This window comes from Paenibacillus sp. 2KB_20, assembly GCF_052115765.1.
In the GTDB taxonomy this organism is placed as follows: Bacteria; Bacillota; Bacilli; order Paenibacillales; family Paenibacillaceae; genus Paenibacillus_AQ.
This window is the reverse complement of the sequence record NZ_JBFRHH010000014.1, coordinates 82719-99144: the sequence shown is the minus strand read 5'-3', so window position 1 is coordinate 99144 and position 16426 is coordinate 82719. Positions and strand designations below refer to the sequence as shown.

The following is a 16426-nucleotide window of genomic DNA, read 5'->3' as shown; positions in this document are numbered from 1 at the left end:
GGGTTAATGACCCCCGGCTTTCGCCTGTCTATCTGTATGATCTATATTAGCTCTGACAAACCACTGCTTCATACCTGTTAGGGTGAGACCATCTGCTTGTTAGTCCATCGGAATCACGATGACTTTCCCCGTCTGAGTGGTGATTGTAATCTGACGCTGCAAGATCTCGACGCCCAGCCCCTCTTTCACGTCTTCCATGGAAGGCTCCTCAATGGCGGGAGTGCCGGGAGCGCTGGGGGTGCCATGCACGGCCGATATGAGCCAATGGGTTCCGGGTTCGAGCGCCGCCCTTAACGTAGGAATGACGGTGCAGGGACGCAGAAGATTGGTATTGGCATGGGGATAGATGAGCTCTGCCGTATCGTAACCGAGCATGCCATAGATGGCGCTGGTGCCGAAAGTGCCGGAAGCCGAAGCTGCTCCATCTCCCGCTCGGGAGCTATGCAGGAAACCTAAGCCCAACGCAAACCCGCCTTCCGCAGCATCGAGACTCCTTCCCGTGCTGATCCGATGGATGCGAGTATGCCAAGGCAGTCCCGCCGCTAGCCATGTTCGTACCTCCACATCCCTCCATGGCTTCCATTGTGCATACAGCACATGCTCCTGTATCCGCGTCTCCTCGCATAAGCGTTTGACCCGGAACAGTCGATCGCCCTCGCTAAGGGCCAGCATGGAATCAAAAGCTCCCTGGGCCAGCCCCCATTCCGCTCTCGGCACGCTGAACGCAAAGGCGGTAGAGTATACAAACTTCTCGTACTTGGCAGAAGTATGCGTATGCTCGTTGGTAGACGGATGGCCCGTATTGAAGGCGGCCACATGATCGGTCTGCTCGTCACGGCAGAGGACCAGATGTGCAGGCTCCTGGACCGAAATACTTCCCGTCTCCGCCAGTTCCTGCTCCTCGGCCGTCCAGAACGGATGCTCCTCCGGCAAAGCAAGGATCAGAAACGTCTTTAACGACCAGTACACGGAGCCGGCCGCGTTATAGTTTTCCGACATGATTCGGTTTGGATAAGCGTACCCCACCGTTAGCACGCCGTCCCGGTCAAAAATAGGCTGTCGAAACCACCATCTGAGATTTCGTAGGACCAGCCCCTTCAGCTGGCCCGGACTAAACCCTTCCAGTCCGGCATAAGCCGCAGCCGACCAGAAGGCCGACTGGGCAAAGCGGTACGTCAAACTGCGCCCGTAAGGAACGGCTGCCCCGTCGGGGGCAAACCAGTGGACGAAGTCTCGTGCAAACAACGCCGCCCGCTCCCTGTAGCGACCAGCGCGTTCGGGGTCCTCCTCTCCCATCAGCTGCGCATAGATCAGGCCGCAGAAATGAAAAGCATATGGCACGTAGTAATCGCTGTGCCCCCCGATTCCGTCGCTATACCAGCCTGCATCCAGATAGAACTCCTCAATTCGTTGGAGATTTTTCTCCAGCTGCCCGGCATCGTACGGCAATCCCGCCTTGAGGAAACCGACATTGACAAGGACATGGAAGAACAGCCAATTGCAATCATGGCAAGGGTGATGGTTGATCTGATCGAGCCACTGATAGAGATTAGACTTCTCTATCTCGCTCAGCGGCTGCCAGATGCGATCCGGAATCAGGGCAAAGGCCAATCCGAATACCGCCATCTCCACCAGCCGTTGATCATAGTCTTTCACCTTACCCCAATACTCCGCATGTTCCGGATCGGTCCCTGAACGTATCCCTTGCAGAGACAGCTCCCACAGATCGCCATGGGAGCCTCCGGCAACGGCGGGAACGAGTCCCCACAGCACGCGCGAGAAGCCCTCCATCTCCGCAATATCGGCATAGGCGTCGACGCCCAAACGGTCGAGAATTAATCGTGCGCGGCCCTCGCTGTAATATTTTTTCAGAGGCTCGAGCAGTTGGGTGAGTGCTTCCTGCACATCCTCTCTTGTTCGTAGCGGATTCCGGGCAACCGGATGGATCAAGCCGCCCTCGGGATTCCCAGTAACCTGTATACTCATCTTAAATGCTCACTCCATTTCCGGAATGCCTCTTTTATTCAATCTCCGTTATTCCCAGTAAAACGGCCCCTTCCCTCTCAGCCGCGCCAGTCCCTCCACAAAGAAAAAGTCGCCGTAAATCAGGGGCACGTCGATATTCTTGCCCTCCGGATAGTGGCTGGTCCCGTGAAGAATCAAGCCTTCCTCCCCATCGTTGTCCCATGTGCCGTAATTCCGGTACAGCGATTCCAGAATCCGGACCGCGGATGTCCGATATACGGCCGCCTGTCCCGGCTCCACCTTGTCGGCCAGCAGCAGCAGCCCGCTTGCGGCGCAGGCACCAGCGGAAGAATCCCGGTATATGCGGGCTTCATCCGGCGCGCGGAAATCCCAGAACGGCACATGGTCTGCCGGCAGGTTTGCCAGGAAGAAATGCACAACCGTCTTGGCCGTGTCGAGATATATCGACTTGCCCGTATGATGGTAGGCAAGCGTCAAGCCGTAGATCGCCCACGCCGTTCCCCTGGACCAGGCGGATTCCGGCGCAAAACCCTGCCCGCCGATCCCTTCCAGGCGTTCACCGGTTACCGGATCGTATCGAACGATATGATAGACGGAGCCATCCGGCCGGACGAAGTCCCGGACCACCGTTTCCATATGCGCTTCGGCAATATGCCGGTAGCGGGGATCGCCGCTGATATGCGACGCCAGAAACAATAGGGGCGTATTCATGGCGCAATCGATGATGGCGAGCCCCGCGTTATCCTCCCCTTCCGACCACGGATTCCAGGCTCGAATATATTGACCCTTCAGGTTGAAGCGTGCCGCCAGGTAATTTGCCGCCTTCAGTACCCGAACCTTGGACTCTTCGTTGCCGGTCAGCTTGTAGGAGGCCATGCTCGTCAGCGTCCACATGAAGCCGAGATCGTGATCCAGGCGCACATATTGGTTCAGCACGTCATCCAGAATGAGCTCGCACTGCTCGGCGGTGGTTCTAAACTCAGCCAGGCCGCTGTCATTGTACAGAAGCCACAGCATCCCCGGCCAGAAGCCGGCCGTCCACCAATGCGGCGGCTCCAGCTGGTAGACTCCATTCTGGCTGGCATGCGGAAATCCCGCCCCAATCCGCGTTACGTTCCGCTGCGTCTTCGCAAGCGATTTCTCCCAGGCCTCCGTCAACCAATCCAAAGCGATCTCCGTTTTCATTCCTCTCCACTCCTCTGTTCATATGAATTGAAATTTGAAGTCAATATTCGCATGCAAGCCAGGGGCCTTCACTTTGAAATCCATGGCATACCAAGCCGCTTCCTGGCCAAAGTGATCACGGTAGACATGCCTTGTCAGCTCAGGCTCGACAAGCTCGCTGTCGTAGTGGACCAGCAGGCCGGGCTCATGAGTTCCCGCTCTCCTTAACGCGACAACCCACCGGCCATCAAGCAACTTCAGCTCGGGCTGTACCATCGTCACGATCCGCTCCACCAAGCTGCCTGGGGGCGAATCGAACGTGAAGCGGTCGCTCAGCGTCAGTTCCGGCCGATTCCCCTCCTTGTTCCACTCCAGCATCCTCGTGAATGCCCGAAGCGCAGGAACGCGGTAGGCCGAGGTCAGTTCAAGCCGCAGCCGATCTACGGCTTCACCCGTCAACGCTTGCAATACAACCGCGGCGCTATCCGGGCCCTCTTGCTGATAATGGCCGTCGATGATCGGCACGGAGTGGCCTTGGGAACCGTTGCAGTCGTAGCCATATCGTCCTTCGCCGAAATATTCCACCGTATACTCGCCGCAGCCGAGGTCCGAGCACCATACTTCCCCGGCGCCGTACAGGATAAAATGCCCGAGATCATTATGGTTGTGCGGTTCGTCATTGCTACCACCCTTGGCGGCAAACGCATATACTTGGTCTCCATATGAGCCGCGGGAGATCAGCCACTGGGCATCGGGCAAGTAATAACTGGCCTCTTCCCAATCGCTTCCCGGCTTCAGTGGGTCCCGCCAGATCAGGTTGCGCAATGCCGGAGCCCAGCGGCTGCAATGATCGTCGCGGTAACCCGACCGGAGAGACTGCGGCGGAGACTCGAAATCTTCGTACAGTCCGGCCAAATAATGAGACAAACCGATATGCACCGTGCTTTCCGGCTGCGAATCGGAGAAGTTGACGACGGCCTTTCCTCCCATAAAGCCCTGCTGCTGAAACAATGCGATGCGGCCGACCTTCTCTGTACGGAACCAGTCCATCGCACCTTTGCTGCGCTTGCGAAGCAAATCGGCATAATACACGAAATACCCGAACCCGTAATTCCAATATCCCAGCCCTTCCAGACAGGCTCCATCGGGGCCAAAGCCGTGCAGGTAATAGTCCATGCACCACTCCGTCTTCAGCAGAACCTTCGCAAGAGATTCCCCGCTTTCCATAAGCAGCAGCGCGGCAGAGCCGATGGAACCGGCACAGACGGCAGACCAATTATGCGTCGCCGTCTCCCAGCCGTGCTCGTGGCTTAGAAAAGGAATGAACAACCGCGCTTCAACCTCTTCCCCGATTCTTGAGATCAGCAGCGAAGGCAGATGGTCCCGCAGCAGCACGCGGATTTCGCTGAGGGTAAACCCGGTCTCGGCGCTGAACAGATCAATCGTCCCCTTGATGCCGCCGGGCGATTCCGCGTTCACATGCGCCGGTAAACACCAGGTATACTCATCGCAGATGGACCAGATCATCTCCTGGAGAGCCATCCGGTACGCTTCTTTATCCGGCTCGAGAAGGGTCAGCAGGGCAAAGGTGTTCAGCCGGCGCCTTCGCTCGAAATAAACCTTTTCATAATCCAGCCTCGTTCCCTGCCGGGAAAACCGGGTGAATAAGTCATACGTCAGCGGCGGGTTCGGGACAGACAGCAGCCGCTCCCCTTCCTCGCGAATCTCGGATATGTCCTGCTCGTAATCTTTGCTTCTCCCGATGTCTTCCCAGAAGGACCTCTGGTCCCCACCTTTGTAATACATCCGCAGATCGGCGGGAGCCATCCCGTTTGCAATCGTTGTCAGCTCCTGTATCCTGTTCATCGGACTAAGACCCTCCTCCTTCCCGTTTCAACGCCTGTTGGAGACGCCTTTCAACCGTTCCGGAACTCTACGGGGGTTACCCCCGCATACGCCTTGAATGTTTTGCTGAAATAACTCACATTGTCGTAAGCCAGACTTTCGCAGATTTCACCGACCGTGCGGTCCGTCTGCCGCAGCAGCTCCTTGGCGCGCTCCATCTTCATGCGGGTGACGTATTCGATGAAGGTGACGCCGGTTTCTTTCTTGAACATGCGGCTGAAATAGCTCGGATTCAGGTGCAGGCAGCCCGCAACGTCATCCAGCGTGATCCTCTGATCAAGCCGAAGGGACACGTATTTGCAGGCCTCCGCCACTTCCGATCGTCTGCTGCCCCCGAATCCCCGGTCCATAGCCTGCATGGTGGATTCCAAATAATCGTGAAGCCAGGATTTCAGCTCGTTCAGGGAATCCATGTCCATGATCTCTTTGTGCAGCGCATCGGCCGTATACGCAGGTGACAGCGAATGCAGGAGATGAAGCCTCAGCTTCAGATCCAGCAGGAGCTTCAATACCCAGTCCTTGACCGATTCTGGTGCGTACCGCTTCTCCTGAATCCATGAGATCCACCGATCGACCGTGTCGCGCACCCCGCATAACCCCTCTTTTCCGAGCAGCGATTCCCGCAGCTCCGAACTGGCCCGGTCATAATAAACGAAGAGATCGGGATTCCCATGCAGACTTTTCTGTTCAAGCGCTCCGTTCAGTTTGGATATCTCCTGCGGCTCCAGATAGAATCGTTGATGCCGGCAGGCTAGCAGTTCATTGAGCCCTGCCTTTAAGCCTTCGGGATCCGCGCACCCCCGGCCGATCAGGAACGACATGCGAATTCGCAGCACGCGCTCGAGCGTCCGCTGCACCTCCTTCAAGCAGGCTGCGGCCTCATCGTATATGTTGCTGCCCAAGCCGGGGCGATACGCGAACAGGAGCAGCGAAGACTTTGCATCGTATAGGACATGCACCGCATCCGGATTCAGTTGATCCAGCACCTCCCGCAGCACATTGCCCAGGGCAAAATGCAGCGTCTGGTTGGAAGCGAAGCGGTGCTTGATCTCCCGGACATCCTCCAGATGGCCGACCACGGGTAGGCAGTGATAACCCGGCTTCAGCACTCCGTACTCCGACAGCTCATGCCGCCATGTTTCGGCGGACAGCAAGGGCTGATGGATGAAATTTTTAAGGCTCTGCTCCTTCCGCAGCTCCTTGGATTCGTCCACCAGATGGACCATCCGCGACTGCTCCCAGCCCTTTTGGGCTTCCTCGTCCATCGCCTGCTTGAACCGCCTCAGCAGCTGTGCCAGCTCCTCGGGGTCGAGCGTATCCTTCAGCAGATAATCCTGCACGTTCAGGCGCATGGCCTGCTGGGCGTATTGGAACTCGTTATGGCAGGACAGAATGGCGATCCGCACATCGGCCTTCACTTCTTTGATGCGTGCGGACAGCTCAAGCCCGTTCATTTTGGGCATGCCGATATCCGTAATCAGAATGTCCGGAGGCGAAGACCTTGCCTCCTCCCAGGCACTCATTCCGTTCTCATAGCTTCCCATCAGATTCAAGCCCAGCTCATGCCACGAGATGGCCTCCGACAACAGCTCAATGACGGGATAATCATCATCTACCAGCATCACGTTATACATCCGCATTCCCTCTTTCCGGTATAAACATTTCGATCACCGTTCCTTGGCCAGGCTCGCTGTAGACGTGGCATTGAAAAGCCTCGCCGAACACAATGCTCATCCGTTCCATCACATTTTGCAGACCGATATGGGAGAAACTGCCTCCGCTTGCCTCCTCCTGCATCGAGGATCCGGCGGATCCGCCCTGGATTCTCCGGGCAATCGACTCCCGAATGGCGGCGTCCATACCGATGCCGTCGTCCTTCACCGCCAGCACAAGATGCCTGCCCTTCATGGCGGCTGCAATCCGAATCGTCCCTGCCTGCTGGTTGAGCCCATGGATTAACGCATTCTCCACGATCGGCTGCAGAAAAAAGCGCGGCACCTTGAAGAGGAAAGCCTCCGGCGCGAGATCCAGCTCCAGCCTGACCTCCTCCTTCTGCCGAAGGTTCATGAGGGCTATATAATGCGAGATCAGGTCGATCTCTTCGTGAAGCGCAATCTCGTCCTCCTCGCGGCTGATCGTCATGCGGAGCAGTACAGATAAGGAGCCGATCATCTTGGCGCTCTCGGGATCGCCCCGTTTCATGACCTTCATTCGGATCGAATTCAAGACATTGAACAGAAAATGAGGATGGATCTGGGCTTGGAGCATTCGGAGCTCCGCTTTTCGTTTTCTCGCCTGGTTCTCGGATATTTCCGAGATCATGGCTTTGAACCGGTCCAGCATGTCGTCGAATAAATGACCCAGTCGTCCAACCTCATCATTGCCATGAACATTCGACCTGACTTCCAGGTTTCCGCGCTGCACGGAGGACGCCACTTTGCCGAGTTTGACTAACGGCTGGGTAAACGCGCGGACAAGCGCAATGAGCAGCAGCAGAAAGATCAGGAAGGAGCACATCTGAAACCAGAACACCCGGTTGAAAATCGAGTTGATATTGACGATCGCATCCTTGTACGGCTGCATCAGCACCAGCCGCCACCCGGCAAACGGGATGTCCTGGTGAACCATCAGCTGTTTCTCCCCATTCATCGGCACGATTGAGTAGGGCTTCTCTTGATCCAAGTCATCGAGATAGGCAAAGGTCGTTCCGATCTGGTTCTGATAACTGCCGGAAACGACGGTTCCCTTGGCATCCAGCAGCACCATATCGTTGCCTTCCGAAAGAGAGTTGAAGATCCCGCTGATCTGATCTTCCATGAAGGTCACGATCACGTAGCCGTAAATTTCGGAATCCGGCAGCCGGAGCGTGCGCACCACCGATAATTGCGTCGGATGATCGATTTGATCGGAGCGGAACATCGTGGCCTCCGGCTCCGTCCACAAGGACTCCAAGCCTTGCAGCTCCGAAATCTGGCCGAACCATGGGCGCTGCCTGTAATCAAGCGGATTGTAATCGCTTACGGAATAATTCATGTAATAGGAGCCGTTCTCCAGAATGACGGTGACATAACTTTTCTCGCCGACGACCGTCAAGCTGTCCAGATGCTCCAGCACCCGGTTGGATTCCATGAACCTGCGGTAAGGATCCGGGTCTTCGTTGCCGGAGACCACCTGCTTGAAATAAGAATTCAAACCGGAATTCATCTGAATGTAGTTGGCGATATTGATTTTGCTTAAGAGCAGATTCGTCACCGATCCGCGGACCAGCTGAAGGGCATCGCTTGCATTGGATACCGCCTGCTGCCTCAAGGCTTCCTTCGTTAACGAGTTATACAGAATCAAGCTGACGATGGCAGGAACCACAATGCAGGTGACGGCAGCCAAAATCAGCTTATGCCTGATGGAGCTTGGGATCAGGCTCTTCAATCGTGCGGGCATAGAATCCACCTCGGGTATGGCGTGACGGGAATGATGTACGCGAATTCAAAAAAAGGGACGAAGAGTTCCGTCCCGATTTTTTTGTCTATTATACCAGATCATTTTTTGTTGGATTCTATAATTTTGTTCACTCGCTCCTGCGAATTCGCGATGGTCTGATCAATATCCTGATTGCCTAGGATCAGCTTCTCGTATTCCTCGTTCACCGCCTCGTACACTTCCGCCTGATAAGGCGCAGGCGGCACGATGGCCGAGGCCTTCGAGGCAACCAATGTGTCCACGAGCGATTTTTTGTCTACCTTCTCCGGACTTTTCGTGCCCGACAGAATGGTGTCTATGATCTCTTCCACCTGCTCGGTCTTCACCTGCTGCCAGGCCGGAATATTCTTGCCCTGCACGATTTGCCCTTCCGTTGTGTACCAGCGGACGAATTTATAAGCCTCTTCCTTATGCTTCGACTTGGCCGCCACCGCCACGTAATCCGTGGTTACCGGCGTAAGTCCTGTCGGATCGCCTTCCTCGTTTTTCGGGAATGGGGCTACGGCGATATTAAAGTCCAGCGGCACTTTATCCGTTCCGCCGATCTCCGTGTTCATCCAGCTGCCGATCGTGATCATGCTTGCGGATTGATTGAAGAATTGCGTCCGGTAATTCAGCTTCTGGGAGATCATGTCCGTGTAAGGCACCGAGGATTGGTCCTCCTTCTCCATTCGCAGACGCAGTTCCAGCGTCTGTCTGAAGGTCGGGTTATCCAGATTGGAAGAGCCGTCGGCCTTCAAATAATCGGTATCTTGAGGCTGATTGGCCATCATCAGCTTCAGAAACTCCAGCCATCCGCCCCCTTGCGGACCATGGAAATACGTCCCGTAGCGCTTCGACGCTCCTTCGCCCTGGGTCAATTTCTTGGCATAATCTGCATATTCGTCCCAGGTCCAGTCCGTTGGAACCGGCAGTCCCGCTTCCTCCAAGTGATCCTTGTTCAGCAGCACATACCATGGGTTAAACTTGCCGGGCAGCGCGTAGACCTTGCCGTCGAGGCGAGTATCCACTTTATAATCCGTTTCCACACTGTACCCGTCCTTCGCAATAAAGTCATCCAGCGGCTCTGCCATGCCGAGCGCCACCCGCTGCGCATAACCCGCCGGATCGCTGAACATCAGAATGTCCATCTGGGCCGAGGATGCCGCCTCCAGGTCAAGCTTCTTGAACGCCTCCTGCGTATCCCCCTTCTCGCTGAGCTGGACCAGCTCAATGGTCACGCCCGGCGTTGCCTCTTCATAAGCTTGGATCGTTTTCTTCCAATTGTAAGCTTCCTCCGTGCCATAGGTGTACAGCCTCAGATTGGTCTTGCCCCCTTGCGCGGAACCCTCTTGCGCCGCATCCTCTTTCGCTCCGCCGCAGCCGGACAGCAAGCCGATCACCATCGCGGCCGTGAGAACGCCTGACCACCATTTCTTGTTCATCATTGTCTGTAACCCTCCCCATTGATATCTATCGGTATGTAAGGTCGTGACGATTCTAGCTGTAACTATCCACATTATATAGAGCGCTTACATCTCAACCATAAAACAATCTTTACTGATGTTGGAACTATTTTTACCCCGTTCACTCCCGAGGCTCCTACCCCTTGACTCCGCCCAGCGCAATGCCTTCGATGACACTCTTCTGGCCGATGATAAAAACGATCAGCAGCGGGAATATCGCCGACACGGCAGCCGCCATGATCAGGGAATAGAATTCTCCGCTTAAGGAGGTGAATTTCTGCATCGCCAGCGGAATCGTGAACAGCCGGTCCGTCCGCAGGAAGATGAGCGGATTCTGATAATCGTTCCACGTCCAGATGAACCGCAGGATCGCATACGTGGCCACAGCGGGTTTCACCAGCGGCAGCGCAATCGACCAGAAGATCCGCGGATGGTTCGCGCCGTCGATTTTGGCGGATTCGATGAATTCCTGATGCACCCCCATGAAGAATTGCCTGAGCATGAACGTTCCCAGCACGCTGAAGCTTCCCAGCATAATGAGGCCGAAATGGTTGTCGAACAGCCCGATGTTGCGGTAGAGAATAAACTGCGGGATCAGGATGGCCTGGCCCGGAATCATGTAGGTCACCAGCACGATGATGAACAGCCAATTGCCGGCGGCAAACCGGATTTTGGAGAAGCCGTAGGCTGCCAGGGCGGATACCATGGCCGAGATGATCGTGGTCAGTAGGCTGACCTTGATCGAGTTCCAATAATAGAGATAGAAGGGATAATCGCCGAACCATACCTCCTTGTAATTCTGAATCGCATTCCACTCCCGCGGAATCCACTGAATCGGATATACGAATACGTCTCTCTCCACCTTAAAGGATGTAACCAGCATCCAGATAAAAGGGAGGAGAAACAGAATGCTCACCACGAACATCACGATCGTGACGATAAGCTTGCGCAAGTCAACGCCGACTCTTGTCCCCATAAAGCAACGCCCTCCCTCCTAGTAGTTGACCCACTTCTTCTGAGCGGCCCACTGCCCCAGCGTAATCAGCATGACAAAACCAAACAAAACCGCGGCAATGGACGATGCATAACCTACCTTCAGATTAATGAAGGCTGTATCATATAAGTACCAGACCATCATCGTGGTGGAGCCAATTGGCCCGCCTTGGGTCATGACGGCAATAATTTCAAACACCTTGAATGTGGAGATGATCCCCGTTACCAGCAGGAAAAAAGATGTTGGCGACAACAGCGGCAGCGTAATACGCCTGAACTTGGTCCAGCCGTTCGCTCCATCGATGTCGGCCGCTTCGTACAGATCCTTCGGTATGGCTTGCAGACCAGCGATATAGATAATTAGATTGAAGCCAATGGAAATCCAGATCGAAATCAGCATAATGGAAATCAGTGCGAAATTCGGATCGGCAATCCATTTGGGCGGATTGGACATCCCGAGCGTCCGGAGTATTTCGTTGATCGGCCCGTAGGACGGCTGGAACAGCACCTGCCATACGACGGCAACCGCCACGATGTTGGATATGTAGGGCATGAAGTAAGCCACTTTAAAATAGCCCTTCATATATACGAACCGGTCGATCAAAATGGCCAGCGCCATCGAGATCATCATATAGATCGGTACCGTCAACAGAAACAAGATGTTGTTGCGAACCGATTTGATAAACATGTCATCCTCCAGCAGCTGGCGGAAATTTTGAAACCCGACCCACCGGATGCCGTCCCAGCCCTGCACGAAATTCCAATCGGCAAACCCCAGCACAAGCGTTGCCAATATCGGAAACAGCACCAAAATGATAACGCCGATCAGCATCGGGCTTACAAATGCGATCCCCCATAGGTTCTCTCCCCGCTGCAAGGATCCCCTGGACTTGTCCTCCCGCGTCGGCTGGGAGCCAGGCTTCTTCATCGTCTCCATTGTCTGTGCCATGTCGGACCCCCTCGATTCTTATTCGATGGGTTAAGTATAAAAAAAATACCGCCAACGTATTGACGGTATTTTGATCATATTCGCTTTCATTTTTACTTGATTAGATAGGAAAGCATCATGGAACTTGGCATGCCCTGTATTACAGGAACTTCTCCTTAAACCAGGCAGCGGCCATCCCGACCTCAGCACGGCTGAGCTGATGTCCCCCGTTCTCCCAATGCAGCTTCACGTCCGCGCCTGCCCCGCTCAATAGTTCGTTCAGATCCTCGCTCTCCTGCGGCGTGCACATCGGATCGCGCCGGCCGGCCGCGATGAAGACCGGAACGCCGGTCAAATCCGGCAAGGTTTTATCCCGCAGCGGAACCATCGGATGGTGGAGAATGGCCCCTTGCAGCGCGTCCCCTTCGTGGAACAGCAAGCTGGCGGCAATATTGGCGCCGTTTGAATACCCGACTGCCACGATGCGGCTGCGGTCAAAATCGTACTCGGCGGCTGCCCAGTTCAGAAATTCATTCAGATCGTGCGTGCGTTTCACGAGATCCTCTAGATCAAACACGCCTTCGGCCAGACGCCGGAAAAATCTCGGCATGCCGTTCTCCAGCACGTTCCCGCGGACGCCGAGCACATTCGACGTTGGCGAGATCATCTCGGCCAGCGGCAGCAAATCCTCCTCGTTCCCCCCCGTACCGTGCAGCAATAGTAAGGTTGGTGCCTCGGGAGAAGTACCCTGGCGATAAATATGCGTATGTTCCATTTGCATTGTCTCCTTTCGATTTCTTATATGGTTAGATTCCGTTTTACAACATGAATGTAGAATGCCCTGGAATACCCCGATAGGACTAAAACTGCCCTGAAAATCACATCATAAACTAGGCCGCAATCACATCTTAGGCTACCCTAAAATTTTGCCTTGATATCTTTAATTTAAGATTCTTTAAATACATAATACCATGGATTTTAAAAAATGCAACAGCCAGCCACCCTTCCGCAACCCGATCAGAACTGCAATCGGAAACGCTATGTGGCCATTTTCCACAACCATTGGACGAAACGAAAAGAGAGGAAGCCTCCATATGGAAGACTTCCTCTCCTGTTTGTATTCTCTATATGATTCCGTACGTGTTCCCCCGTAACATCACTCATTATATCAAAAGTTATGTATAATGTCAGTGGATGTTTTGGTATTTCTCACAATTTTTTTGTGATATTGTTAGCGATTATTCCAGTTAATTGGATTAAAAACCATATATTCAGAAAAATTGTAACCGTTTGGTCAACGCGCCTCTCGGAACAGCGAAGGCTTGAGCACGTTTGAAGTTCACCGGAGCTCCCCTCACAATCGTGAGCGCTTTGTAATATTCGATGAACGGGAAGCCATAGGTTTCCCCGCGTGCATAAGCATATACGTTCATAGCTCTTACCCACGTTTCATAGGCTTCGTCCGGAATATCGATAAACACCTCGGGGTGAAAATCATACGGGTCCTCCCAATTGTCCGCATAGTATAAATGCTGGGCATAATGGGCCGGAAGCTCGCGTTCAATCGTCTTGAGCCCCGCGTAGAAGCGGGCGTCCTCCACGATGTAATGGGTATTGGAGTGATCCTTATGGATGCTCTCCTTCCAATGCGTGATGATGATATCGGGTTTCACTTCCCGTATGACGTCCGCTACCTGATATTTCACTTCCTCATCGAGTGGCAGCTCGGCATCCTTGTAAGCAAGGAACCGGACATCCGCGCCAACGATATCGGCAAACTTGTGAGCTTCGTCAATCTTCTGCTTTGCGTACTCCTCCGGCGTCAGACGGGGGTGTCCCTTCTCACCTGGCGTTAGATGAAGAAACGTCGCTTTGTGGCCAGCCTGCGTGTATTTGGCGATCACGGCTCCTGCCGTAAGATCCATATCGCCCGCATGCCCGCCAATCGCCAAAATGTGATGCTGTTTTGCTTCCGTCAATGTAATCTCTCCTTTATATATCCATGTAGTCGAGGCTATCTATTGAAGCGGCTTGCTCATAATATCGAACCGGCGCGTCACGTCGAAGCCGGCTTTGCGGTACAGATGGCCTGCGGGACTCTGCTCGCCCGTCCAGAGGAACCAGGCACCGTGCAGTCCTTGAGCACGCATAAGAGCAAGGCAGTCATACAAGAGGATTTTTCCGAGTCCCTTCCCTTGCATCGACGGATCCACGCCAAACGGACCGAATCGTTCAGCTACGCCCTCATATCCGTTATGCAGGCAGAATCCCACCAGCTTTCCTTGATCGCGCGCGATCAGGATTTGATCCGTTCTTAATCGCTGGAGCAGTCCCTCACGAATCGCCCGGCCCCAATCCGGGTTAAACACGTCCGTCGCAAAATCGATCAGTTCCACCAGATCGCTGTCCTGAGCCAGCATGAAAGTGAAGCCTTCTTGCTCTCGCTGCCGCTTTAGCTCCACAACCTCCGGCGGCATATGAAAATCGACCAGGGAGCGATCCATCGCAACCGCCGTGTAATTGCGGGTAAAGCCGCTTGCCGCAAGCCACGCCAAGCCCTCTGGATAGCGCTCGCCATCGATTCCCGGAACGATATAATTCGGGGCATACGAGGAGAAAAAGACTTTGCTGCGTCCATGATCGCGAAGATAGTCTTCGCCGTCCTGCAGCAGCCGCGATGCCACCCCCTGTCTTCGAACCGATGGATCGGTATAGAAGAAGGTAATCCAGCCGTGATCCAGCTCCAGTTCGGTTCCGATCATCGGCAGCCTCCGGCGTACCGCATACAGGACGCCAACCATGCGGCCCTCCTGCTCCGCAATCCGCAGTCCTTGCGGATCAAAATTCGGATCGAGCAGCACCAAATTCCGAAAGCGAAGCCGAGTCATGAGATCTCCCGGTAAGCAGGCATTCCACAGAGTAGTGATAGCGTCTTCGTCTCCAGGCCGGTAAGGTCTGTAGGTTACACTCGTCATTACGTATTCCCTCCTTATAATCGTAATTCATAGGATTCGCTTGGATTCGCTTCAATTGCCGCGAACGGAATGCAACCGGTTGATCTTAATTAAGGAAGACTTCCATATGGCTATACGGGACATCAATGTACGAGCTCCCCTAAATGTACCGGCTCAATTGGCCATTCCTTAAGTCCATCCGGCGTTATATCGCTCCCGCGTTGCTGCCGAAACGAAAACCGCTATTTTATACATCGTGCGCACTGCTCCCTGCACACGGTGCGTTGTCCAGGGGCATGCTTGGATGGCTGTCGCCCTATGCCGGAGCCTCGTCTTACCATGCCACGGCTCCTGTTAAAGCGTTATGAACCTGGGCTCGCAGCTGAGCCACGCTGCTGCCCCGCCCCCCGTATACGCGGTTTGTCAGCAGAACGACCGCAAGATCTAACTCGGGATCGATCCACATGCTGGTTCCGGTAAAGCCGGTATGTCCGTAACAGCCAGGACCCATCCAATCACCGGAAGCATCCATCTCATCCCCTTTCAGTACCCACCCCAGACCACGGTTGGAGCCATGAATATGTCCCGTATGGGTACGAGTGGCCGCAATGGCCGCAGCCCGAGATAAGATGCGGGAGTCGCCGCCCTTCACCTCTTGACTCGCAGTTGTCGGGATCGGCCCTTGTGCCAGCCACATTCGGGCATAGTGCAGCAGATCTCCTGCGGTGGCAAACAAGCCGGCATGACCGCATACACCACCCAAGGCCCGTGCCTTCTCATCGTGCACGATCCCGCATAAATGATCCTGGATGGTATTCTCATACTCCGTTGCGGCATAGCGGCTGGCCTCTTCTGGCGAAGGAGTCAGTGTGGCATGACGCATGCCCAGCGGATCCGAGACCCATCGCTTAAACGCTTGGTCCAAAGGCAGCTCCAGCGACCGTTCAATGATGCGACCAAGCGCCAAATATCCCAAATCGCTGTAAATCACTTCGGTACCCGGCTTAGTCGCGAGCGGCGCGGTAAGAACGACATCCCACATCCGCTCCCTATCCCAGCCCTGCGAGTGCAGGTTCATATCCGCCTGGAGCCCGGAAGTATGCGTCAGCAGCTGGCCTACCGTAATCTCTTCTTTTCCTGCCGTTCCGAATGAAGGCAGAATGTCACTCACTTTGGTGCTTAGGGTCAAGACTCCCTCATCAATCAATTGCAGAATCAACGGGAGCGTAACCACCACCTTCGTTAAGGACGCACAATCGTATAACGTATCCTTGCTGGCCGGAACAGGCTGGCCCTGCCTCGGCTTGGGGTTGGCATATCCGGCACTATAGGACCACTGCTTGCCTTCATGCATAACACCCAGTACGGCTCCCGGTGTCGTACCTGCGGCAATCTCGCGTTCAATGGCGGCGCAAGCCGACTTCACTCCCTTGATTCCCAATCCAAGCTGCTCTGCACCAGCCTCCGCATGATGCTCCATTGTTATTCCCTCCCTTACATCAAGTCCTTGTGTCGGATCAACTGAAAAACCAACATGCCATCTTCATCAACAGCTTCTTCGAAAAATGTAAACG

At 54.6% G+C, this 16426-nt stretch carries 12 protein-coding genes; all 12 read right to left on the bottom strand.

Annotated features, from left to right (window positions below):
* Nucleotides 1-99 precede the first annotated feature (99 nt).
* A complete protein-coding gene (locus AB4124_RS28260; RefSeq protein ID WP_441974908.1) occupies nt 100-1986 on the bottom strand; it encodes a DUF2264 domain-containing protein in 1887 nt (628 codons plus the stop codon).
* A 48-nt stretch (nt 1987-2034) separates the two neighbouring features.
* Nucleotides 2035-3171 (bottom strand): glycoside hydrolase family 88 protein, encoded by a 1137-nt coding sequence (locus tag AB4124_RS28255; RefSeq protein WP_441974907.1) that lies wholly within the window; start codon nt 3169-3171, stop codon nt 2035-2037.
* Nucleotides 3172-3189: 18 nt separating this feature from the next.
* Nucleotides 3190-5016: a hypothetical protein gene (locus AB4124_RS28250; RefSeq protein WP_441974906.1), complete on the bottom strand. Its 1827-nt coding sequence runs from the start codon at nt 5014-5016 to the stop codon at nt 3190-3192.
* A gap of 50 nt (nt 5017-5066) precedes the next feature.
* Nucleotides 5067-6689 carry a response regulator transcription factor gene (locus tag AB4124_RS28245; protein WP_441974905.1) on the bottom strand — a complete coding sequence of 541 codons (1623 nt, stop codon included), beginning with the start codon at nt 6687-6689 and terminating at the stop codon, nt 5067-5069.
* Entirely contained in the window at nt 6682-8493 is a 1812-nt protein-coding gene (locus AB4124_RS28240; RefSeq protein WP_441974904.1) for a cache domain-containing sensor histidine kinase, read from the bottom strand. Before AB4124_RS28240 ends, AB4124_RS28245 begins: the two co-directional genes overlap by 8 nt.
* A gap of 98 nt (nt 8494-8591) precedes the next feature.
* The gene (locus AB4124_RS28235; RefSeq protein WP_076325586.1) at nt 8592-9959 is read right to left on the bottom strand and encodes an ABC transporter substrate-binding protein; all 1368 of its coding nucleotides are present in this window, start codon (nt 9957-9959) and stop codon (nt 8592-8594) included.
* Between the two features lie 154 nt (nt 9960-10113).
* The gene (locus AB4124_RS28230; RefSeq protein WP_100540313.1) at nt 10114-10953 is read right to left on the bottom strand and encodes a carbohydrate ABC transporter permease; all 840 of its coding nucleotides are present in this window, start codon (nt 10951-10953) and stop codon (nt 10114-10116) included.
* A gap of 18 nt (nt 10954-10971) precedes the next feature.
* Nucleotides 10972-11919: a carbohydrate ABC transporter permease gene (locus AB4124_RS28225; protein ID WP_441974903.1), complete on the bottom strand. Its 948-nt coding sequence runs from the start codon at nt 11917-11919 to the stop codon at nt 10972-10974.
* Nucleotides 11920-12058: 139 nt separating this feature from the next.
* On the bottom strand, nt 12059-12673 hold the full coding sequence (locus AB4124_RS28220) for an alpha/beta hydrolase (RefSeq protein WP_076325589.1): 615 nt from the start codon (nt 12671-12673) through the stop codon (nt 12059-12061).
* Nucleotides 12674-13169: 496 nt separating this feature from the next.
* The gene (locus AB4124_RS28215) at nt 13170-13877 is read right to left on the bottom strand and encodes a PIG-L deacetylase family protein (protein WP_441974902.1); all 708 of its coding nucleotides are present in this window, start codon (nt 13875-13877) and stop codon (nt 13170-13172) included.
* 39 nt (nt 13878-13916) lie between these two features.
* Nucleotides 13917-14873, bottom strand: a complete 957-nt coding sequence (locus tag AB4124_RS28210) for a GNAT family N-acetyltransferase (RefSeq protein ID WP_430108481.1) — start codon at nt 14871-14873, stop codon at nt 13917-13919.
* Nucleotides 14874-15186: 313 nt separating this feature from the next.
* Entirely contained in the window at nt 15187-16332 is a 1146-nt protein-coding gene (locus AB4124_RS28205) for a serine hydrolase domain-containing protein (RefSeq protein WP_441974901.1), read from the bottom strand.
* Between the last annotated feature and the right edge of the window lie 94 nt (nt 16333-16426).

Excerpts from the sequence above, each read along its gene's own strand:
- AB4124_RS28255 (WP_441974907.1), bottom strand. The coding sequence starts at position 3,171 with ATGAAAACGGAGATCGCTTTGGATTGGTTGACGGAGGCCTGGGAGAAA.
- AB4124_RS28230 (WP_100540313.1), bottom strand. The coding sequence starts at position 10,953 with ATGGGGACAAGAGTCGGCGTTGACTTGCGCAAGCTTATCGTCACGATC.
- AB4124_RS28225 (WP_441974903.1), bottom strand. The coding sequence starts at position 11,919 with ATGGCACAGACAATGGAGACGATGAAGAAGCCTGGCTCCCAGCCGACG.
- AB4124_RS28245 (WP_441974905.1), bottom strand. The coding sequence starts at position 6,689 with ATGTATAACGTGATGCTGGTAGATGATGATTATCCCGTCATTGAGCTG.
- AB4124_RS28220 (WP_076325589.1), bottom strand. The coding sequence starts at position 12,673 with ATGGAACATACGCATATTTATCGCCAGGGTACTTCTCCCGAGGCACCA.
- AB4124_RS28205 (WP_441974901.1), bottom strand. The coding sequence starts at position 16,332 with ATGGAGCATCATGCGGAGGCTGGTGCAGAGCAGCTTGGATTGGGAATC.
- AB4124_RS28260 (WP_441974908.1), bottom strand. The coding sequence starts at position 1,986 with ATGAGTATACAGGTTACTGGGAATCCCGAGGGCGGCTTGATCCATCCG.
- AB4124_RS28235 (WP_076325586.1), bottom strand. The coding sequence starts at position 9,959 with ATGATGAACAAGAAATGGTGGTCAGGCGTTCTCACGGCCGCGATGGTG.
- AB4124_RS28240 (WP_441974904.1), bottom strand. The coding sequence starts at position 8,493 with ATGCCCGCACGATTGAAGAGCCTGATCCCAAGCTCCATCAGGCATAAG.
- AB4124_RS28250 (WP_441974906.1), bottom strand. The coding sequence starts at position 5,016 with ATGAACAGGATACAGGAGCTGACAACGATTGCAAACGGGATGGCTCCC.
- AB4124_RS28210 (WP_430108481.1), bottom strand. The coding sequence starts at position 14,873 with ATGACGAGTGTAACCTACAGACCTTACCGGCCTGGAGACGAAGACGCT.